Here is a 22,385-nt window from a genome sequence, read left to right on the forward strand (position 1 = left end):
CCGATTGCCTCTTCTTTAAATTCTTTCGTATAAGTTCGATATTGACGTTTTGTATTCATATTCACCTCGATTGATTATCGTATTATCCACAATCAAGGTGTCCAGATCGATTAGACCAGAATAGTTATCAAAGTTGTAAATAATAATCACATATCCATTCATTTTTGCTATTGTCTCATTGCAAGATAGACTGAATGTAAATAATGAGTTGAACATGAAATTAAGTAAATTTTGTCTGATATTGATGGTTACTACCTTTACGGGCTGTGCCATTTATACCGGTTTTAATTATGATGATATCTTTGGTAAGCAGCAAGTTCGCCCTCGCACGCCCAATTTTCAAACCCCTGCGGCTCAGCATTTTATCAATGACATAAAGCCGATTTTAGATAATCGCTGTGTGGTATGTCATGCCTGCTATGATGCTCCTTGCCAATTAAAATTTTCTTCTGTAGAAGGTATCGATCGTGGCGCCAATAAAAGTTTAGTGTATAACGGCACTCGATTAACAGCGACAAACCCAACGCGTCTATTTGAAGATGCACAAACTACCGAAGAATGGCGTGAGATTGGTTTTCATCCCATTTTAAATGAACGTGCACAAATCCCTGAAGCCAATTTAGAAGCAGGCTTAGTAGCGCGATTACTTAAACAGAAAAAGCAACATCCGATGACACAACAAGATCAGCTTGAAGGCTTTGATTTTGCCATCGATCGCGAACAACAATGCCCTTCAATTGAAGAATATGACCAATATGCCGCCGACTATCCAACTTGGGGTATGCCTTATGGAATGCCAGCATTAAGTGACAAAGAGCATAATACATTAACGCAATGGTTGTCTGATGGCGCAGTAATGTCGGCCCATCAACCATTATCAAAACAGCAATATGCTCAAATTGATAAATGGGAAGATTTTTTCAATAGTGATTCGTTAAAACAGCAACTTACTAGCCGCTATATATACGAGCATTTATTTTTATCTCATCTCTATTTCTCACAATTCCAAAAAGCAACACCAGACAGCCCAATCCAGTTTTTTATGCTGGTTCGCTCCACCACACCACCTGGACAACCAGTCAATCGCATTGCGACCCGTCGTCCTTATTCCGATCCTAAAACCGACCGTGTGTATTACCGTTTAGTTGCCTACCCCGCGACAATTGTCAATAAAACCCACCAACCATACGCATTAAATGATAAGAAGTTAGCGCGAATTCAGTCTTTATTTATCAAACCACAATATGAAGTAAAAAGATTACCAAGTTATCATTCGAGCGTGGCGGCAAACCCATTAACAGCATTTGAATCCCTTCCTGTTGCTGCCCGGTATCAATTTATGTTAAATAATGCTCAAAATACCATTATGAGTTTTATTAAAGGTCCAGTTTGTCGTGGGCAGTTGGCCTTAAATGTCATTAATGATCGCTTTTGGGTGTTCTTTGTTGATCCTTCCAGCACGAACAACCCTGAAGTCCAACAACTTTATCACGAGCAAACTCATAACTTACGGCTACCTTCAGAACAACAGAGCAACTTGGTTCCGACCTTTGAATGGCTGGGTTATTCCGAGCGCCAAGCCCGTTACCTTGAAGCAAAATCACGCCAAATGAATAAATGGTTTAAAAACGGTTCAAACTTAACGCCTAAGCTTGTCTGGGATGGCGACAATAAAAATAGTAATGCCGCATTGACTATCTTTCGTCATATTGACAGTGCATCGGTAGTAAAAGGCTTAGTGGGTAAGCCACCGAAAACCGCTTGGGTGATCGATTATGAATTACTCGAAAGGATCCAATACTTATTAGTCGATGGTTTTGATATATATGGTAATTTCGGGCATCAATTAATGACGCGTATGTTTATGGATTTTTTACGCATGGAAGGCGAAGAGAATTTCTTATCGTTACTTCCGATCGAAGAACGACACAAGCAAATGGAAAATTGGTATCAAGATCCGACCCCACAATTAAGTGCCTTTATTCAGCGTGATGTGACGCCATTTGAACAGCCGCCTAATATTGAATACAAAACGGATAACCCAAAGCAAGAATTGTACGCCTTGTTAAAACAGCGCTTAGCTCCGGTACTCACCCAACGATACGCTTTAGTTAATACCGGCCTGTCGCAAAAAAATGAATTTATTCTAAATAAAATTGACCTATTAAAGGGTAAAGGGGTTTATCGTATTCCTCCTTTAATCTCCATTATGGTCACATTGGAAAATGGCAAAGAACAAGTTTTTACCTTGATACACAACAACGCACACAGCAACATTTCAAGCTTATTTGATGAAGAAAGTAATCGGATAAGAGAGGACGATGATTTAACCTTAGTGAAAGGCGTATTGGGCAGTTACCCTTCCGCCTTCATTCAGTTGAAAGAATCGGATATTGCAGATTTTTATCGACAACTTTCACAACTAGAAGATGATGACGATTATGTTGCCATTTTAGACAAATATGGCGTTAGACGCGGTTCTGCTGATTTTTGGGCGTTCAGCGATAAACTAAACAAATGGTATCAAAATGATCAGCCGATTGAGGCAGGGTTACTTGACTACAACCGTTTTGAGAATCGTTAATATCGTACACCTCAAGTCAACTCTAACGTTGCTTGAGGTGTAATGAAGGCATCATTACAAAACTAAACAACCGATTAATGCTGGAATACCGGCAATGGTCATTAACATACCAAAGTTATTCTCTTTTGGTTTGCATACCGAGATTTGATCCCATGATACTGACTGCTTACTGCCTTGCCATGCTACCGCGGCCACAATCCAAATCGCCAACAAAACGAAAAATAAAAACTCTGCCATATTATGTGGTTGTAATACTGGCACCACCTTGGATAGAAACGACACCACTAGCAGCGCGCCAACATTGACGACCAATACCTTCTGCACTAATTTTTTCATGTTAAATCCTTTTCTGCTCTTTTAGCTTCCTGCCACTATAAAAATAAAATACCTCCTAGTTTCTAGCTTAGATCCCATTTTTACGATTCAATGCCAATGACGGACCTAAATTTGATCCATCGCAAACCTAATAAACCATCATCTTAGTGTCATGTAATCACTTTATAAGCTTAATGAATAACTAAAAATGAGGAGCATAACGATGATTTAGCGTTATTAATCTCCGTCGAATAAATCGCAACAACACCGCATTATCGCGCTATTTATTTAGCTTAATTTACATTATGCTGTAGACAGAATATTAACTCATTTCATAAACCAATCAGGATGTTAATAATGGAAAAAACAATTCGAACCATGCCTGCTCATAAAAACATTGCATTGGTAGCTCATGATCATTACAAACCAGAATTATTGCGTTGGGTTATTGAAAACAAAGAAAAACTTCAAAAACATTTTCTTTATGCCACTGGCACGACTGGCAATATGCTGAGTAAAGAAACCGGACTGGCAATTAAAAGCTTGATGAGTGGCCCAATGGGCGGTGACCAACAACTGGGCGCACTGATCTCTGAAGGCAAGATTGATATGATGATTTTCTTCTGGGATCCATTAAATGCGGTACCACACGATCCCGATGTGAAAGCATTGCTGCGTATTGCTTCAGTATGGAATATTCCCGTCGCCACCAACCGTGCAACGGCAAAATTCTTGTTTACTTCCAAATTACTAGAACAAGAAGTGGATGTTGAAATCCCTGATTATCAAGCCTATTTAAACGATAGAATATAATTATCGGTTAAATAGCTACATAATTAACTAAATAACGAACAAAACGGGCCTAACACTTAGTGCTAGGCTCGTTTTTCGTTTTAAACTATTACCAATATTATTGAGGATAAGTGACGATTAACACACATTCTCTTCGTGTGCCCACACCGCCATTTCAACTCGTGAACGCAAATTTAACTTCTTCAATAAACTTTTCACATGCACCTTAACCGTCCCTTCGGCAATATCGAGTTTACGCGCGATCATTTTATTGGTCATACCGGTTGCCACCAACTTTAAGGTTTGAAATTCACGCTTAGTTAAACTATCAACGCCGCGTGGCGCTTCTTTTTTACTGCGTAACCCTTCCATTAAAATTGGCGCCATCTCTGGGCTTAACACCATTTGACCATTGCAGGCTTGATCTATCGCTTTCAGTAGCTCTTCCGGTTCCATATCTTTTAATAAATAGCCATCCGCGCCCAATTTGATTGCATTGGTTAAGTCACCTTTATAGTTGGAGACGGTAAACACCACCACTCGGCTCGACAAATGACAATTGCGCAATTCACGCAATGTTTCTAAACCATTCATTTCCGGCATATTGAGATCGAGTAAAATCAAATCGGGCTCATGTTGTTTGGCTAATTCAATACCCTCTGTTCCGGTGTGCGCCATCGCAACCACTTGCATGTTACCGTTCATCTCAATCAAATGTTTCACCCCACCACATAACATTGGATGATCATCAATTAAAATAACCGTTGATTTATCAGTGTGTTTTAATTCCATAACAGCGCCTTTTATTTTATTGGGGTGAGAATTCGATATTAATATGTGTGCCTTCATCTGGCCTTGATTTAATATTTAACTGACCGGGCAAGGATTTAGCTCTATCTCGCATAATAGTAAGACCGTAATGATTTTTAGGTTCAACAATGTGCTGCATTCCACAACCGTCATCCACAACCGCAATGTTGACCTTTTGAGTATTCGCATTATATTTGGCATCAATTTGCACATTATTGGCATTGGCATGCTTATAAACATTGGACAATGCTTCACGCACAATATGCACAATGTGAACCGCTTGATGCGAAGAAATACTGTTGGCGGGTATTTCAAATTCCAAGTTGATCTCAATGCCCAACTTTTGATTAAATTCTTCAATGGTGTTTTCAAGTGCCGGTAACAAGCCCGGCTCGGTTAATTTTAACCTAAACGTCGCAAGTAAATGTCGTAATTGGGTATACGCCACATCCACTTCATGACGCATTTCTTTCACTAAGTCTTTTTGCTCATCTGAAAATTGGCTGCTTTGCATTTGCAGACAGCTCAAGCGGATCTTCATACAAGATAAAGACTGAGCAATCGAGTCGTGTAATTCACGTGCAATCGTCGCCCGTTCATTGGCTAACATCAATTCGCCATTCAAATGCTCTTGGTATTTAGAGGCTAACGAACGAGTGATTTGACGACTCAAAGTATCGATTAATTGTTGCTCGGCATCAGTCATGTTTTGATCCGCGCGTAATTCAATTTTCAATGCGCCGTAACGATGCAAACCATCATCAAGTGGCCACACTAATGCATCGCTTAACTTATAAGGGTGCAATAAATTAACCCGTTCTTTATCAACCAAGCAAGCGTTGCATTGGCTATCCATACAATCATTTGGCCGCACTTTTTGTTCGGTTGAGATCACCTGACAACTGCCCGATTGATGATAATCTTCAATTTCTAAGCTAATACTTTGAAAGCCAGTGATGCTTTTTAACTCCGCTAAAATAGGCACAAATAAAGCACAATAGCGCTCAGCATTATCCGAGATTAACGGTTCACTAGAACGATATAAAAAATCCAAGATGGTATTTTTATATCTTAATTTTTCCGTTTTTGATGCCACTAAGCCTTCAAGATTGAGGTACATGGCTTCCAATTCATCCGCCATACTATTTAACACGATACCCAATTGATTCATTTCATCTTTATTGTTATTGACTGGATAACGGGTTTTAAAGCAGCCGTTTTTGAGTGAGAACGCCATCGTCAGTAATTGTCGCCAAGGTTTAAAAAGACGGCGTTTTAAGTAAAAAATATTCAGCGCAAGGAGTAATAACAGAATAATAATGAAAGTGGTTTGCAACGTTTTCAGCACCCATAAACGATGCTCTGTTTCTTGATCAATCAAGTGGACTAGTTGATCGAGTTGACCAACATAATTGGTAATGCTTTGGCGCGCTTCATCGGGAGAGTTAGCATGAAATAACGAGGGTTTCACTTTGGCCAACCAATATTGATGCACTTGCGAGTACTCTTTATAAAAGCCTCGCTCTTGAATATATTTTTCTAAAAAGACTGAATGATTGCTCTTTTCAATCGCCACCAGCACTTCATCTTTTTTTTCATCTAATGGCAATAACGACAATAGTTCGAAGCTTTGCATCCGCATATAACCAATACGGTTTATCGCATGGGCGTTACCTTGAATGCTGTTTGCGACCCAAGCGGAAGTCACCATTCCGCTAATCGCGCATAAGGTGATGACTAACATAGAGATCGACACTTTACCCACTAAAGAAAACGGATTCCAAATTGCATTAACTGAGTTTATTTTTGTCGAATTTGGCTTCATGACTGACCTTCAAATATAAGTAAGTGAGCATTTTATTCCTTTCTCGGTGTAACCATATAGCCATTTATAGGTAACACTTAATATCCATCATTTCACATATTGTATTTTAGATCCCAACCAAATAGCTTAAATAGCTGATTGTACCCATATTAATAACCACAATAAAACTACCCATATAGTGCTGAGGACTATTTGAGCGATATCAATAACGCGCCCGTAATTGATATGAGTCAAAAACTGATGGGATGAATAGGTCAAAGCTAAGCCATCTTTTGCAATCTAGTAAGGATATTAAAATGGAATCGTCCATTGATAATAAGAAAAACAACAAAAGTAAGGTGTTAACAAATTGGGTACCGGAAGACCCGAAGTTTTGGCAAGACGAAGGCCAACATATCGCACGTAAAAACCTGTGGATTTCTATTCCTTGTTTGTTGCTTTCATTCTGTGTTTGGATGATGTTTAGTACCGTCTCGGTCAATCTCAATCGGGTCGGATTCACTTTCACCACAGATCAACTGTTCTTATTAACCGCGCTGCCTTCTGCCTCTGGCGCTATTATGCGTATTCCGTATTCCTTTATGGTACCGATTGTCGGTGGTCGACGTTGGACCGCATTCACCACTGCGTTTATGATCATTCCTTGTATTTGGCTTTCGATTGCGGTGCAAAATTCACAGACTCCTTATTCGGTGTTTGTGATGATCTCATTATTGTGTGGTTTTGCTGGCGGCAATTTCGCCTCAAGCATGTCTAACATCAGTTTTTTCTTTCCCAAACACAAGCAAGGTTCAGCGTTGGGTTTAAACGGGGGTTTAGGTAACCTTGGCGTGAGTGTGATGCAATTATTTGCACCACTTGCCGTATCAATGGGGATCTTTAGTTTCTTTGTTTCTGGCTCACAGCAACCCGATGGCAGCATGTTATGGCTGGCCAACGCGCCCTTAATCTGGGTTCCGTTTATTATTATCACCACACTGACCGCCTGGTTTGGTATGAATGATATCGCCACCGCGAAAGCTTCTATTTCGGAGCAACTGCCAGTGTTGAAACGTCCACACATGTGGGTATTAAGTTTCTTATATTTATCGACTTTTGGTTCGTTTATTGGATTTTCGGCTGGGTTTGCCATGCTCACTAAAACCCAATTCCCTAGTATCGATATTATCCATATTGCATTCCTTGGCCCATTATTAGGCGCATTGATGCGACCGATTGGCGGCACACTGTCGGATAAGTTTGGTGGCATTCGTGTCACGACAATCAACTTTGTCTTGATGGCTGTTTTTACTGCTTCTATCTTTTATTTCCTACCGGGTGAAGTTTCACAAAACGGCAATTTTAAATTGTTCTTTATCGGCTTTATGTTGTTGTTTGCTACTGCTGGTCTTGGCAGTGGTTCAACCTTCCAGATGATCGCGGTGGTGTTTCGCCAATTGACTGTCGATCGAATACTGCGTGAAAATGGTGGCGATGAAGCAAAAGCCCAAGCGCGAGCAGTGAAAGATTCGGCGGCGGCATTAGGCTTTATTTCGGCCATTGGCGCAATTGGTGGTTTCTTTATTCCTAAAACGTTTGGCACTTCGTTGGCACTGACTGGCTCTCCTGTTGGGGCAATGAAAGTGTTCTTAGCTTTCTATATTGTCTGTGTGGTGCTCACTTGGGCGGTGTACGGCCGTTATGAGAAAAAATAGAAGGTAGACGCTCGTTCTAGCTTTTAGCTTTTAGCTTTTAGCTTTTAGTTTTTAGTTTTTAGTTTTTAGTTTTTAGAACAAAAATAACAGCCTGATCGTGAGCGGTCAGGCTGTTTTTATTCGATTCTACCTTTACTTTGCACTTTTCACCTCGCACCTCGCACCTCGCACCTCGCACCTCGCACCATATTTCGCTATACCCCTCAATAGTTCAACCCTACACCTTATTAATTTAACCCAACTTAAACCAAATAAAAAACATTAATAAACAATGTGTTAAACAAAATTCACACCTAACCAATTAGAGGTATTTTGTTTTTCACCCCTGCCATTCGCCAAAGTGGTTATTGATCAAAATCAATATCTCCCCATTTGATGCTGCTTATTGTAAGCCTATTAACATAATCGATACCGCTTTGTGGTCGATGCGGATTTAACACTACTAACTACAGGTGCAGACCTGATGAGGAGTTCCCCGGATGAGCAAATTTCTTGACCGGTTTCGTTACTTTAAGCAACTTGGTGATACGTTCTCGAACGATCATGGCCAAACATTACATACCAATAGAGACTGGGAAGATGGTTATCGTAGTCGCTGGCAACATGACAAAATCGTGCGTTCGACTCATGGGGTAAACTGCACCGGTTCTTGTAGCTGGAAAATCTATGTCAAAAATGGCTTAGTGACTTGGGAAACTCAACAAACCGATTACCCTCGTACTCGTCCTGATCTGCCAAACCACGAACCGCGTGGCTGTCCTCGTGGTGCCAGTTATTCTTGGTACTTGTACAGTGCTAACCGCGTTAAATACCCAATGATACGCAAGCGTCTGCTTAAACTTTGGCAACAAGCAAAACAGCAACACAGCGATCCGGTTGATGCATGGAAGTCGATCACATCCGATCCAGCTAAAATGCAGCAATACAAAAAAGCGCGTGGACGTGGCGGTTTTGTTCGCGCCAATTGGGAAGATGCTAACGAGCTGATTGCCGCTGCAAACGTACACACCGCTAAAGAACATGGCCCAGACCGTATTGTGGGCTTCTCTCCTATTCCTGCGATGTCGATGGTGTCTTACGCTGCCGGCGCTCGTTACTTGTCGTTAATTGGCGGTACTTGCTTAAGCTTTTACGATTGGTATTGTGATTTACCACCAGCCTCGCCTATGACATGGGGCGAGCAAACCGACGTGCCAGAATCGGCCGATTGGTATAACTCTTCATACATCATCGCTTGGGGTTCAAATGTGCCTCAGACTCGTACTCCTGATGCGCACTTCTTTACCGAAGTTCGTTACAAAGGCACCAAAACAGTTGCGGTGACCCCCGATTACGCTGAAGTTGCCAAGTTGTGTGACCATTGGTTAAATCCAAAACAAGGTACCGACAGTGCGATGGCATTGGCGATGGGCCATGTGCTATTAACCGAATTCCATACTAAGCGCCAAGTAGAATACTTTAAAAAATACACTCAGCAATACACTGATATGCCAATGTTGGTTGAGCTTGAAGCGCGTGAAGATGGCACTTTTGTACCAGGTCGCCAACTGCGCGCATCTGATTTAGTCGATAATCTTGGTCAAGATAATAATCCTGAATGGAAAACCATTGCGATTGATGAAACTACCGGTGAGCTTATTGCGCCACAAGGCTCAATTGGTTATCGCTGGGGTGAAGATGGTAAATGGAACCTTGAGCAAAAAGATGGCAAAACCGACCAAGAGCGCAACTTGCGTTTAAGCTTAGTGGATTCGCATGATGATATCGTCAGCGTTGGCTTCCCTTACTTTGGCGGCTTACCAAGTGAGCACTTCCAAAACGTTAAATTAAACGATGTTATTCAACATAAACTGCCAGCCAAGCGCATTACTAACGCACAAGGCAATGAAATTTTAGTCACCAGTGTTTATGATTTAACCATGGCTAACTACGGTATTGATCGTGGCCTCAACGATGAAAACTGCGCCTCAACTTATGATGAAGTCAAAGCGTATTCTCCAGCATGGGCTGAGCTTGTAACTGGCGTAAACCGTAGCGAAATCATCAAGATCGCCCGTGAATTTGGCGAAAATGCCGAGAAAACACATGGTCGTTCAATGGTGATTGTTGGCGCGGGTTTAAACCACTGGTTCCACATGGATATGTCTTATCGTGGCATCATCAACATGTTGGTGTTCTGTGGCTGTGTCGGTCAAAGTGGCGGCGGTTGGTCGCACTATGTCGGTCAAGAAAAACTGCGCCCTCAAACCGGTTGGCAGCCTCTTGCCTTTGGTTTGGACTGGCAGAAGCCGCCACGTCACATGAATGGTACTTCTTACTTCTATAACCACTCTAGCCAATGGCGCTACGAGACGGTTAACTCTAACGATCTATTGTCGCCTTTAGCCGATAAATCTCGTTACAGTGAAAGCCTGGTCGATATGAACGTGAAAGCGGAACGTCTTGGCTGGTTACCTTCTTCACCTCAATTCAACATTAACCCTTTGCATGTGGCCGAAAAAGCCAAAGCGGAAGGGTTAAGCTCTGAAGATTACATGGTGAAAAACTTAAAAGATGGCAGCATCCGTTTTGCATCTGAGCAACCCGATGAAGCCAGCAACCACCCACGCAATATGTTTATCTGGCGTTCAAACTTACTTGGTTCATCCGGTAAAGGGCATGAATACATGCTGAAATACTTACTGGGCACAGAAAACGGCATTCAAGGCAAAGATTTGGGCCAACAAGGCGCAATGAAACCTGAAGAAGTGGAATGGAAAGACCAAGCAATCGAAGGCAAACTCGATCTTGTGGTGACACTCGATTTCCGTATGTCGAGCACTTGCTTATTCTCCGATATCGTTCTTCCGACCGCCACTTGGTATGAAAAAGACGATATGAACACCTCCGACATGCACCCATTCATCCACCCTCTCTCTGCCGCGGTTGATCCGGCATGGGAAGCGAAAAGTGATTGGGAAATCTACAAAGGCATCGCGAAGAAATTCTCTGAAGTGTGTGTCGGTCATTTAGGGGTAGAAACGGATTTAGTCTCTTTACCTATTCAACACGATTCGGCCGCTGAAATGGCGCAAGCGTTTGATGTGCGAGATTGGAAAAAAGGCGAATGCGATCTTATTCCGGGCAAAACCGCGCCACACCTTAAAACCGTTGTGCGTGATTACCCAAATACCTTTGAGCGCTTCACCTCGCTTGGTCCATTGCTTGATCAGCAAGGCAATGGCGGCAAAGGAATCAACTGGGATACCCAAATTGAAGTCGATTTCCTCAAAGAGCTTAACTACACCAAAGCGGACGGCGCTGCCGAAGGTCGCCCACTGATCGAAAGTGCTATTGATGCAGCAGAAGTGATCCTGTCACTTGCACCAGAAACCAACGGTCAAGTTGCCGTCAAAGCATGGACAGCATTAAGCGAAAAAACCGGTCTTGATCATACTCATCTGGCGAAAAATAAAGAAGATGAGAAAATTCGTTTCCGCGATATTCAAGTTCAGCCGCGTAAAATTATCTCAAGCCCAACTTGGTCTGGTTTGGAAGATGAACATGTGTCTTACAACGCTTGTTACACCAACGTACACGAGCTTATTCCATGGCGCACATTGTCTGGTCGCCAACAGTTGTATCAAGACCACCAATGGATGCGTGATTTCGGTGAAAGCTTAGTGGCGTACCGTCCACCAGTGGATACCCGTTCGGTTCAAACTGAAATTAACCGTAAATCCAATGGTAACCCAGAGATGGCGTTAAACTTTTTAACTCCGCACCAAAAATGGGGCATACACTCAACCTACAGTGAAAACCTACTGATGCTGACCTTGTCGCGCGGTGGTCCAATTGTATGGATGAGTGAAGATGATGCCAAACAACTGGGCATTGAAGATAACGACTGGATCGAAGCCTTTAATAGCAACGGCGCATTAACCGCGCGTGCGGTGGTCAGCCAACGTGTGCCATCTGGCATGGTAATGATGTATCACGCTCAAGAACGTTTGGTTAATTTACCAGGCTCGGAAATCACCAATCAACGCGGTGGTATTCATAACTCAGTCACTCGTATTACGCCAAAACCAACTCACATGATTGGTGGTTATGCGCAGCAATCTTATGGCTTTAACTACTACGGAACGGTTGGTTCTAACCGTGATGAATTTGTGGTAGTACGTAAGATGAAAGATGTGAAATGGCTGGATGATGAAAATAACGATTACGCTCAAACGCCATCTGTTGGTCAGTCATTGATTAAATCAACGGCAGATAAAAAACTCACTGGACAGGAGAAATAAGCATGAAGATCCGTTCTCAAGTCGGCATGGTGCTTAACCTAGACAAATGTATTGGCTGTCACACCTGTTCAGTCACTTGTAAAAACGTGTGGACCAGTCGTGAAGGCATGGAATACGCATGGTTCAATAACGTCGAAAGTAAGCCTGGTTTAGGCTACCCCCATGATTGGGAAAACCAAGACAAATGGAAAGGCGGTTGGATTAGAAAAATCAATGGCAAACTCGAGCCTAGAATGGGCAGCAAAGTGGGCGTATTGGCCAAATTGTTCAATAACCCAGATATGCCAAGCATTGATGATTATTACGAACCATTTACTTTTGATTATGAGCATCTGCAAAATGCCAAAGAAAGTAAGCATCAACCTATCGCCCGCCCGCGTTCTTTGATCACAGGTGAGCGAATGGACAAAATTGAAAATGGTCCAAACTGGGAAGAGATCCTTGGCGGTGAATTTTCAAAGCGTTCAAAAGATTACAACCTAAATGCGTTTGGTTTTGAAGAAAAGCAAAAAGAAATGGTGGGTGAATTTGAAAACACCTTCATGATGTATATGCCGCGCTTATGTGAGCATTGCTTAAACCCTGCGTGTGTGGCCACCTGCCCAAGTGGTTCAATCTACAAACGTGAAGAAGATGGCATTGTCTTAATCGATCAAGACAAATGTCGCGGCTGGCGCATGTGTTTAACCGGCTGCCCATACAAAAAAATCTACTTCAACTGGAAAACCGGAAAATCGGAAAAATGTATTTTCTGTTACCCACGAATTGAAGCTGGTCAACCAACGCTGTGCGCAGAAACCTGTGTTGGTCGAATTCGCTATCTTGGCGTAATGCTCTACGATGCCGATATGATTGAGCAAGCCGCCTCGACCGAGCACACTACCGACTTGTACCAGCGTCAACTGGATGTGTTCTTAGATCCAAACGATCCTGCAGTGATAAAAGAAGCGTTGGCCCAAGGCGTACCGATGAGCACCATTGAAGCGGCGCAAAAATCACCGGTGTACAAAATGGCAGTGGATTGGAAGTTGGCACTGCCACTTCACCCTGAATATCGCACCCTACCTATGGTGTGGTATGTACCGCCACTTTCGCCAATTCAAGCTGTTACTGATGCTGGCGTACTCGATGGTGATGATATATTGCCTGAAATCGAAAGACTGCGTATTCCGGTTAAATACCTTGCAAACTTGCTTACCGCAGGCGACGAGAAACCGGTTCTTAAAGCGCTAAAACGTATGATGGCGATGCGTCACTACAAACGCGCGGAAAGCGTTGATGGCATCATTGATACCTCTGCATTAGAAGAAGTGGGTTTAACCGAAGCACAAGCGAAAGAAATGTATCGCTATTTGGCCATCGCTAATTATGAAGATCGCTTTGTGATCCCAGCTAGCCACCGCGAAATGGCACATGAGTCTTTCCCTGATTCATTTAATGACCAAGGCGCTTTTGCTGAAAGTAAAGGTTGTGGTTTTAGCTTTGGTGATGGCTGTAATGGCAGTGACAGCAAGTTCAATCTTTTTGATAGCAAACGCATTGATGCGATTAATATTGAAATGGTCGATGCTACAAAACATAAAGGAGCGAAATAATGGAAAACCTTAAAATTATTTCCCTCTTACTTGAGTACCCAGATCGCGAGATCTGGCTACACAAAGACGATCTAATGAAAGACATCTCGGAGATGTTATTTCTCTCTCCAGCTCAAATGAGTCGCTTATATACTTTTATTGAAGAGTTAACCGAGCAAGATTTATTGGACGCTCAATCGAACTATATTGAGTTGTTTGATCGTGGTCGTTCTTTGTCTTTATTGTTATTTGAACACGTTCATGGTGAATCAAGAGATCGTGGTCAAGCCATGATCGACTTGATGGAACAATATAAAACCGCAGGTCTGCAAATCGAAAGTATCGAATTGCCCGATTATCTGCCGGTGTTCCTTGAATATCTTGCCACTCTAGCGCGTGAAGAAGCGGTACAAGGTTTGGCGGATATCGCCCCTATTTTGGCACTGCTTGGCGCTCGTTTAGAAAAGCGTGACAGTCTTTATAGCACCTTGTTTACCTTGCTATTGGAATTGTCAGGTACTCAAGTTCGTCCTGAGCACTTGCATGACAATGTTGACAAAGAGCAACGTGATGATACCGCCGAAGCGTTAGATGCGGTTTGGGAAGAAGAACAAATCAAATTCTTAGGCGAAGAAGGTTGTGCCTCTGCCGAGCAAAACATGCACCAAAAACGTTTTGCCGGCAGTGTTCAGCCTCAATATGTAAGCTTAGATTCTATTGCACCCCTGTCTGATAACTCAGCTAAAGACAGTTCGACTTCAATGTCTGGAGGCCAACAATGAGCGATTTTTTAAATACGTTTTTCTTTAACGTATACCCCTATCTTGCTGCTGCTATTTTCTTTATTGGTAGCTGGATCCGCTATGATCAAGCGCAATATTCTTGGCGCGCAGGATCAAGCCAAATGCTAAGCAGCACGAAAGATAAGCGTTATATGTTTATTGCTTCTAACCTTTTCCATTTAGGTATTTTAGGGGTATTTGCAGGCCACGCATTTGGTATGTTAACCCCACACTGGATGTATGAAGCTTGGCTACCCGTTCCAGTGAAACAACAAATGGCAATGTTCTTAGGTGGTGCAGCCGGTATTATGACCATCATCGGTGCGGGTATGTTATGCCACCGCCGGATGTCAAACCCGCGTATTCGCGCAACGTCCAGCAAAGCCGATATTCTGATCATTGTATTGTTATTCACTCAAGCTTGTCTTGGGGTGCTAACCATTCCATTCTCAGCGCAACACATGGATGGTAGCGAGATGATGCAATTGGTCGGTTGGGCGCAAGGCATTGTGTACTTCGGTCATAACCCTGCAGGGCATCTTGAAGGCGTGGCCTTTATTTTCCGTATCCACTTGGTATTGGGCATGACGTTATTCGTTCTATTCCCATTCTGCCGTTTAGTGCATATCTGGAGCGTACCAGTGGAATACTTAACGCGTAAGTACCAATTGGTGCGCAGTCGTCGCTAGCGCTGTTGTCCATTTTTAATATGATAAGAATTTATAACCCACGGGTTTTGTAAAACAGATGCCCTATTCGCCAGTTCTTCGGAGCTGGCTTTTTTTGCTTTACGTTCACGTTATTCAACAGGGTTATGCTTATACCCATTCCATTTAATATGTGTCCAATCTGAATACCCCGAAAGACACTGCTCCTTCCTTTGGCGTTTGAGAAAAGCTACCTCTTAGTTAGTATATTAATCGCTCAACTATTTTTGATATAATCAAATAAACCAATAATAGAGGGCAAAGTCATGGCAAAACCTGATCGTAAAACCGTTATGCTAGAGATCATCGAAACGGTCAAAAGCGAGTTTCCACTCGATGCGCCTGAAGCCTCTATTTGTGGTGATACTTGCGTCGGTTGCCCAAGAAAATTGCTCGAGCTAGTTGAAGGGGAATTGATCTATTGGGAATCGCAATTGAAAAAAGATCAACTGCCTGATTTTGATGAACTAAACCGCTTTGGTAAGTTATGTAAAAACGTGCGCCGCGGGTTAGTTCGAAATGGTTTGGTGGCTTAAATTAAAGTTTAGGGGCTTAAGCGCCTAGAAGCTAGAGATTAGAGATTAGAGATTGAAAGTTAATCCATTTAGCCGTTAAAGTATTCACTAAACGGCTGGATAACCCACCTTCTAAGCACGATTAACAAACAAGCCAATCAGATTAAAGCGGTAATGTTTGATAAAGCAAAATGCCACATAAGCAATAATAAGGCTGGCCACATAAAGCTGAAAAATGGCTAAATAATGAAACACACCCACCCCATTGCTCAACTCGTGACTGGTTAATAGTGCTTCCATTTTAAACATCGCGGTTGTGCCACTGGCAAGCGGGAAAGTATAGGCTGAAAACCCCGCACTAAAGGGTTGTTTTAGCAGACGTACTAGCGACAAGTAAAACACCACATTCAATAGTATTGCCACACCACTGAGCATCAGTAGCATATTCACCATCGGCGCAGTCGCGACCCCCAAGTAACCAATAATGATCAGATTAGACGGCGCTGCCATAATGGCAAAGGTTGGTACTTCAGCCGCTTGTAATCGCTCATGGAAAGTTAATCGATACATTAGCAGTGGCAATAACACAAAATACGAACCTACCCCTAAAACCAATAGGATGTTAGCTAACCATAATGTGTCTGCACCGGGATTCGCTAAACAGCCTAAAATCGGACCAATTGCCGGAATAAACCAACTTGGGATCATGTCTTTAAGTTTAAAGCCTTTACAACGATGGTAAGTAAACGAGATGAAAAACAGTAAGTGAAGGATCACTGCGCCATACCAGACTACTCGGCCAGTAATCGCGAGTTGATGAAAATGAATAAGATCGTAAGAAATCGCCATGAGTGCCATACACATGGTTGGCAGCACCGACCCCACAATCGGATGACGCAATTCTTCAAATAACTTGGTTGGATGGCGAATAAATTTAGCCATCACACCGCACACTAATAATAACGCGATTGCGGAGGTGGTATTTTGGATCAAACCTAAATGCGGTGCATAATTTTCCCAACACCAACCAATAGCTGAGATCCCTAATGCTAAGCCTGCAACTGGAGTGGGAAAGTTTTTTATTTTGGTCATCTATTGGTATCTCAATTGAATTTAAGCGGCGTATCTTATTCTAATACATACCATTTAGAAAGCATTCACCGTGCTCTATTCTAAGAAAAACCACCAGCAAGTTACCTCACTGATGGTTTTAATGTTTATAAATAATCATGTTTACTGTTGATGCGTACAACCGGCTAAGCTAGCCAACGTATCAAACGCTATCGGTTTTCCACTGTGTGACCTCACTTGCCTGTTTCATGGAACCCTCCCGTAACGCCTCCTTTTTCAAGGCTAATGCGGATCTCTTTTACCATCTCTTTCGTAACAGGTTCAGATCGAGCGCCAAGCTTATCGCGAATAAAGCTGATCATGCGTGCCATTTCAGCATCGCCTGCAATATCGTTAAAGCTACTCATTGGCATGTAATCACGATTCGGCTCAAGATAATCCGGTGATAAACCGCGCAATACTACTGCAACCGTGTTGTAAGGTTCTGAGTGAGCAATAATACCGTTACCTAACAGTGCTGGAGCAATATCTTTGCGTCCTTTACCGTCTGGTCCATGACAAGCACCACAAGTTTCGGCAAAGATTTGATACTCTTTGGTTTGTTTATCCGCCACACTAAAGCCACTTGGTTGTAATGGTTTCGTAGCAGGATCCAAGCGGTTTCCTTCATCTCCGGTTAATAAATATTCGGCAATCGCATCCAAGTCATCACGGGTCATATAACGAGTACTGTTTTTCACCACATCGGCCATACCAGCAAACGCCGTTCCTTTAGAGGAATGCCCTGTTTTTAAGAAGTCGCTAATGTCCTTCACTTCCCAACCATGTTGATGTAACTCATTAGCAGTAATATCCGGCGCATTCCAATGATCAATGATATTGCCTTGGAAAGGATTATCCTCTTCTAATGCTTGCGCGACATTACGCGGCGTATGACACTCAGCGCAGTGCCCTAAGCCCATAGTGAGATACTTTCCTCGCTTCCAAGCATCGCTAGCCTCTGGTGGGTAGGTCAGCTTATCTTCATCAAAGAACACCACATTCCACGCCCACATTCCCAATCGAATATTGGTCGGAAATATCATACCGTTTGGTATATTTGGACTGCTCACTGGGGTCAACGATTGCATGTAAGCCCACAACGCCTGAGTATCTTCCTCGGTTATATATTGATAAGACGTGTACGGCATTGCTGGGTATAAGTTGCCGTGTTTGGCCACGCCTAAACGCACCGCATCATGGAACTCTTGGTAAGTATAACTGCCAATCCCTCGCTCAACATGAGTCGAAATATTAGTTGAATACAAGGCACCAAATGGGGTTGGGAAAGCCAATCCACCACCAAATAGTTCGCCATTTTCAGCGGTATGACAAGCCACACAGTCTCCTGCATAAGCTAGGTATTCACCTCGTTTAACCATATCGGCATCGAGCGCAGTCACTTGCTTTTGCCCTTTTAACCGTTGATGGGTCAAATAAGCACCCAAGGCGGTAATTTGCGCTTTGGATAATTGCTTATCGAAGGCAGGCATCACCGAATCTAACCCTTCGCGTACCGTCGTTTGTATTTGCGCAATATTGCCACCGTGAACCCAAGTATCATCGGTTAAGTTGTAGGCACCAATTTGAGTGTTACCAGTGCCAGCATCGCCATGACACGCGGCACAATTATACTCAAACAGTTGCTGACCTTGTTCGCGTTGCACTTTTGCCGCAGGAACTGCGCGATTGGTTTGTAAACTGGCAACATAGGTCGAGACATCCTCAATTTGTTGCTCGGTTAATACATCTTTCCAACCGACCATCACCCCATGACGACCATGGGTGATCGAACTTATGATCCCCGCATCACTGCTATCATAAATCCATTCATTATCGACGAGATTAGGAAAGTGCAACTGCCCTTGCCCATTTTTACCATGACAGGCTTCACAGTGGTTATTAAATAGCTTTTCACCATAATCGACAATGTCTTCGTTTTGGCTTAACTGGGTTAATGTCTTTGAATCGGACTGTAACGCCGCCAATTTTTTATCAATGATCTTGGTATCGTATTGTTGTAGTTCATCGGTTGAATGCCAATTCATTAAACCCTGCCAATTCCCCATCCCCGGATACAACACAAAGAAAATCGCACTGGCAATAAAGGCAATCAAATATGAATACAGCAATACCATTGGTAATTTGGCATCGTTTTCCGCAATACCATCGTAAACATGTAACGCTTTATCCGCATCCGCCTCATGATTTTTATGCCAATAATGCCAAATGACATACCCCATAATGACCAAGAAAATCACGGTAAGAATAATGACCCACGCACTCCAAAATGTACTTAACATGCTGCCTCCTTATTCCCCTAGACTCTGCAGATAACTGATCAATGCATCAGCATAGGTTTTATTTTTCACCTGCAAACGCGCCCGATCAATTTCATCATCGGTATAAGGCACGCCTAAGATCCTAAGCGTTTCCATTTTGTCGGCAATATCTTCACCGTCTAATACCTTAGTAAATAGCCACGGATAAGAAGGCATGATTGAGGTTGGTACCACATTCCTAGGATCCATTAAATGGATCTCATGCCAACGGTCAGAATATTTACGCCCAACGTTAGCCAAATCAGGACCGGTACGTTTAGAACCCCAGAGATTTGGGTATTCATAAATATCATCCTCACCTTTGGTTGGTTCGCCATATCGTGCTACTTCTGCAGGTAATGGACGCACCATCTGCGAGTGACAAGTATGACAACCTTCACTAATGTAAATATCTCGTCCGGCTAACTGCAAAGCGGTATAAGGGAGTACAGTCGATTTTTTGATCTGTTCATCTTTCATAAACAGATCTGGCACCACCCAAGCCAGTAACGAGAAGCTCGCGACCCCAATGGTAGAAAAAATCAGGATCCAAACCGACTGAGTAAAATCTTTATTTAACATAAGCTTTACCCTCTTGGTCTGTGGTTTTCGTGGCGATGTTATTCGCACCTAAGCTATTCGCGCCTAAGTTATTCGTATCCAAGCTACTAGTGTCTAAGTTACCGTTGTCTAAACCAGCCGCTTTGTTATTAACGTCATTGTCTGTATCGTTGAGCGGCAAAGAAAGCGTTCGATAAAGGTTATAAATCATCAATATCACCCCAGCAACAAAGAACGCTCCACCAATAAAGCGCGCAAGCATCCATGGCGCAACAAAGTTCATGGAGTCAACAAAGGTGTACATTAAAGAGCCATCATCGTTTTGTTTTAACCACATGTAACCTTGACCGATCCCGCCAATCCAAAGTGCAACCGCGTAAATCGCAATCCCGATATGTGCAAACCAAAAATGCCATTTGACCAACCGACGTGACCACATGTCTTTATGTCCCCATAAACGCGGAATAAAGTAGTAGAACACTGCAAAGCCAGACATTGCCACCCAACCTAATGCGGCAGAATGCACATGACCAACAATCCATTCGGTATTATGTGCGATCATATTAAACCAGCGGATCGCTAATAGTGGGCCTTCAAAGGTTGCCAACGCGTAGTAAATAACCGCAGAAAGGAAGAACAGCATCACATAGTCATGTTTCAGTTTTTCTTTATTTGAAAGCAGTGTCATTAAGCTATTAAATGCCCCGCCCCAAGATGGCAGCCATAATAATAATGACATGATGATACCGAGGTTTTGCAACCAATCTGGCACAGAAGAATAGATTAAATGGTGAGTACCTGCCCAAGTATAAAAACCTACCAAGCCCCAAAAGTGAACCACAGAAAGTCGATAGGAATAGATAGGTCGTTCGGACGCTTTAGGGATGAAGTAGTAGTTCATACCAATGATCCCTGCAGTTAACAAGAAACCAACCGCGTTATGCCCCCACCACCACTGAACAATGGCGTCTTGCGTGCCAGCATAAACAGAATACGATTTAGTCAAGTTAACCGGTATCTCCAAGTTATTAACGATAAAAATCATCGCGATCACAATAATAAAGCCGCCGAAGAACCAGTTTGCCACAAAGATGTGTTGTACTTTTCGTTGGCCAATAGTGCCAAAAAATAATACTGCGTACATCACCCAAACCACGGCAATTAAAATATCAATTGGCCATTCAAGTTCAGCGTATTCTTTTGAGCTGGTCCAGCCTAATGGCAATGTGATCAACGCCAGCACTAAGACTAATTGCCAACCCCAGAACACCATCCAAGCTAAACTTTTATTAAACAGTGTCGTTTTACTGGTACGTTGCACAATATACAGTGACGTCCCCATCAAAATATTGACTACAAAACCAAAAATAACCCCAGAAGTATGCAAGGGGCGTAATCGACCAAATTGAAAGTATTCAGAATCAAAATTGAGTATTGGCCAATAAAGTTGCGCTGCAAGTATTAACCCAACAGTCATACCGAGTAGCGCCCAGATCAAACTGGTAATGATGAAATATTTCACCACTTTCATATCGTAATTAATTTCCATTGTTCACCTCCTTGTTATCTCCATCCATCACGTTTTAACGCTATGGTGCGCTAGGTTCAGGTTTGGATTGAGTTGGTTCTGATATGGATTGAGAAGTGACTTTGGAAAAGAAATAACTAATGTCTTTCATGTCTTGCTCGGTCAAGCTATCGGCTTGTTCATACATCACTAACGCAAGCCCCCCTGTTCGTTGACGTCGTTTATAAGCTTTAAGTGTGGTGACTAAATACTCAAATTTCTGCCCTTGCAGGTTAGGATAAATAGCGATATCTGAGACCCCCGCTTTACCGTGACAAGTCATACAAACCGCGGCTTTTTTCTGGCCGGTATCATATTGCTCATCCGCTTGAGCTGTCGCTGGGATAACTCCGAAACCCAATAACCCTAAACTGACTAACCATAATTGTTTAAACATACGCATCTCATCTGATCCTGATTGTTTTGAAAGTTGCTGACTTTACTTTTAGTATTAACTTGGTAAAGAAAACAACCAGCTTCCATCACAATTAAGAATAGTTGATGAATATACATGTGCTTACATTATTTAAGAAATATTCTCTTTATTTGAAGTGACATAGGAAATTTGCTCGCTATTTGAGGTAAGCGACATTAAAACAGTTACCCGTAGCAAAAAAATCCCATATAATTTCAATATCTTCGACATGACACTATTTTTACCCCTTCCTTCGATTCGCTCTTTTGTAATGGTCAAGCAATCCTGTAGGACTTCTAAGCCACTTTTAGTAATTCTTGGCGCTTTTGAACTGGCGTTAGATAATCAATCGCGGAGTTCAATCGTCTGTAGTTGTAGAAGCTAATATACCGTTCGACGGCGGTTACCACCGATGGGTGATTGATGAAGCTTAGGTCGTTCAGATATTCCGTTTTCAAATTGCGGAAAAATCGTTCTTGTACGGCATTGTCCCAGCAACACCCTCGCCGACTCATACTTTGTATCATGTT

General features: G+C 42.6%; 16 protein-coding genes and 1 pseudogene. 8 read left to right on the top strand and 9 right to left on the bottom strand.

Going from position 1 to position 22,385, the window contains the following annotated elements; translation table 11 throughout:
- Positions 1–214: 214 nt before the first annotated feature.
- Positions 215–2,584, top strand: coding sequence for a fatty acid cis/trans isomerase (locus HC723_RS13150; RefSeq protein ID WP_190339407.1), 2,370 nt, complete (start codon positions 215–217; stop codon positions 2,582–2,584).
- A 54-nt stretch (positions 2,585–2,638) separates the two neighbouring features.
- On the opposite strand, the gene HC723_RS13155 is transcribed toward HC723_RS13150, so the two are convergent.
- The gene (locus tag HC723_RS13155) at positions 2,639–2,920 is read right to left on the bottom strand and encodes a hypothetical protein (RefSeq protein ID WP_153448497.1); all 282 of its coding nucleotides are present in this window, start codon (positions 2,918–2,920) and stop codon (positions 2,639–2,641) included.
- Positions 2,921–3,256: 336 nt separating this feature from the next.
- Between HC723_RS13155 and HC723_RS13160 the strand changes: the two genes are divergently transcribed.
- Positions 3,257–3,712, top strand: coding sequence for a methylglyoxal synthase (locus HC723_RS13160; protein WP_190339408.1), 456 nt, complete (start codon positions 3,257–3,259; stop codon positions 3,710–3,712).
- Between the two features lie 117 nt (positions 3,713–3,829).
- Here the strand turns inward: HC723_RS13160 and narL are convergent, their stop codons facing one another.
- Together narL and narX are read right to left on the bottom strand one after the other, a co-directional pair.
- Positions 3,830–4,483: a two-component system response regulator NarL gene (gene narL, locus HC723_RS13165; protein ID WP_190339409.1), complete on the bottom strand. Its 654-nt coding sequence runs from the start codon at positions 4,481–4,483 to the stop codon at positions 3,830–3,832.
- 16 nt (positions 4,484–4,499) lie between these two features.
- Positions 4,500–6,326 carry a nitrate/nitrite two-component system sensor histidine kinase NarX gene (narX, locus tag HC723_RS13170; protein ID WP_190339410.1) on the bottom strand — a complete coding sequence of 609 codons (1,827 nt, stop codon included), beginning with the start codon at positions 6,324–6,326 and terminating at the stop codon, positions 4,500–4,502.
- Between the two features lie 296 nt (positions 6,327–6,622).
- Here narX and HC723_RS13175 point away from each other — a divergent pair, with 296 nt between their 5' ends.
- The 6 genes from HC723_RS13175 (at position 6,623) to HC723_RS13200 (ending at position 15,902) form a co-directional block, all read left to right on the top strand.
- The gene (locus tag HC723_RS13175; RefSeq protein ID WP_190339411.1) at positions 6,623–8,020 is read left to right on the top strand and encodes a NarK family nitrate/nitrite MFS transporter; all 1,398 of its coding nucleotides are present in this window, start codon (positions 6,623–6,625) and stop codon (positions 8,018–8,020) included.
- 479 nt (positions 8,021–8,499) lie between these two features.
- Positions 8,500–12,303: a nitrate reductase subunit alpha gene (locus tag HC723_RS13180; RefSeq protein WP_190339412.1), complete on the top strand. Its 3,804-nt coding sequence runs from the start codon at positions 8,500–8,502 to the stop codon at positions 12,301–12,303.
- A 2-nt stretch (positions 12,304–12,305) separates the two neighbouring features.
- Positions 12,306–13,898: a nitrate reductase subunit beta gene (narH, locus tag HC723_RS13185; protein ID WP_190339413.1), complete on the top strand. Its 1,593-nt coding sequence runs from the start codon at positions 12,306–12,308 to the stop codon at positions 13,896–13,898.
- Positions 13,898–14,659: a nitrate reductase molybdenum cofactor assembly chaperone gene (gene narJ / locus HC723_RS13190; protein ID WP_190339414.1), complete on the top strand. Its 762-nt coding sequence runs from the start codon at positions 13,898–13,900 to the stop codon at positions 14,657–14,659. Before narH ends, narJ begins: the two co-directional genes overlap by 1 nt.
- Positions 14,656–15,348: a respiratory nitrate reductase subunit gamma gene (gene narI / locus HC723_RS13195; RefSeq protein WP_190339415.1), complete on the top strand. Its 693-nt coding sequence runs from the start codon at positions 14,656–14,658 to the stop codon at positions 15,346–15,348. The genes narJ and narI overlap by 4 nt, the downstream gene beginning before the upstream one ends.
- A gap of 284 nt (positions 15,349–15,632) precedes the next feature.
- Positions 15,633–15,902 (top strand): hypothetical protein, encoded by a 270-nt coding sequence (locus tag HC723_RS13200; protein WP_153448444.1) that lies wholly within the window; start codon positions 15,633–15,635, stop codon positions 15,900–15,902.
- 111 nt (positions 15,903–16,013) lie between these two features.
- Here HC723_RS13200 and HC723_RS13205 read toward each other — a convergent pair whose 3' ends face one another.
- The 6 genes and pseudogenes from HC723_RS13205 to HC723_RS13230 all read right to left on the bottom strand — a co-directional run.
- Complete coding sequence (locus HC723_RS13205; protein WP_190339416.1) at positions 16,014–16,973, bottom strand: TDT family transporter; 960 nt, start codon at positions 16,971–16,973, stop codon at positions 16,014–16,016.
- Between the two features lie 212 nt (positions 16,974–17,185).
- Entirely contained in the window at positions 17,186–19,294 is a 2,109-nt protein-coding gene (ccoP, locus tag HC723_RS13210) for a cytochrome-c oxidase, cbb3-type subunit III (RefSeq protein ID WP_190339417.1), read from the bottom strand.
- Positions 19,295–19,303: 9 nt separating this feature from the next.
- Entirely contained in the window at positions 19,304–19,894 is a 591-nt protein-coding gene (gene ccoO / locus HC723_RS13215) for a cytochrome-c oxidase, cbb3-type subunit II (protein ID WP_153448441.1), read from the bottom strand.
- A gap of 118 nt (positions 19,895–20,012) precedes the next feature.
- Positions 20,013–21,422: pseudogene (ccoN, locus tag HC723_RS13220) on the bottom strand (cytochrome-c oxidase, cbb3-type subunit I); the annotation flags it as partial.
- Between the two features lie 40 nt (positions 21,423–21,462).
- Positions 21,463–21,837, bottom strand: coding sequence for a c-type cytochrome (locus tag HC723_RS13225; RefSeq protein ID WP_190339418.1), 375 nt, complete (start codon positions 21,835–21,837; stop codon positions 21,463–21,465).
- Positions 21,838–22,151: 314 nt separating this feature from the next.
- The coding region (locus HC723_RS13230) for an integrase core domain-containing protein (RefSeq protein WP_238925489.1) at positions 22,152–22,385 on the bottom strand (234 nt) is incomplete at its 5' end.

The sequence above is a fragment of the Vibrio sp. S11_S32 genome, from assembly GCF_014694465.1.
Taxonomy (GTDB): Bacteria; Pseudomonadota; Gammaproteobacteria; order Enterobacterales; family Vibrionaceae; genus Vibrio; species Vibrio algicola.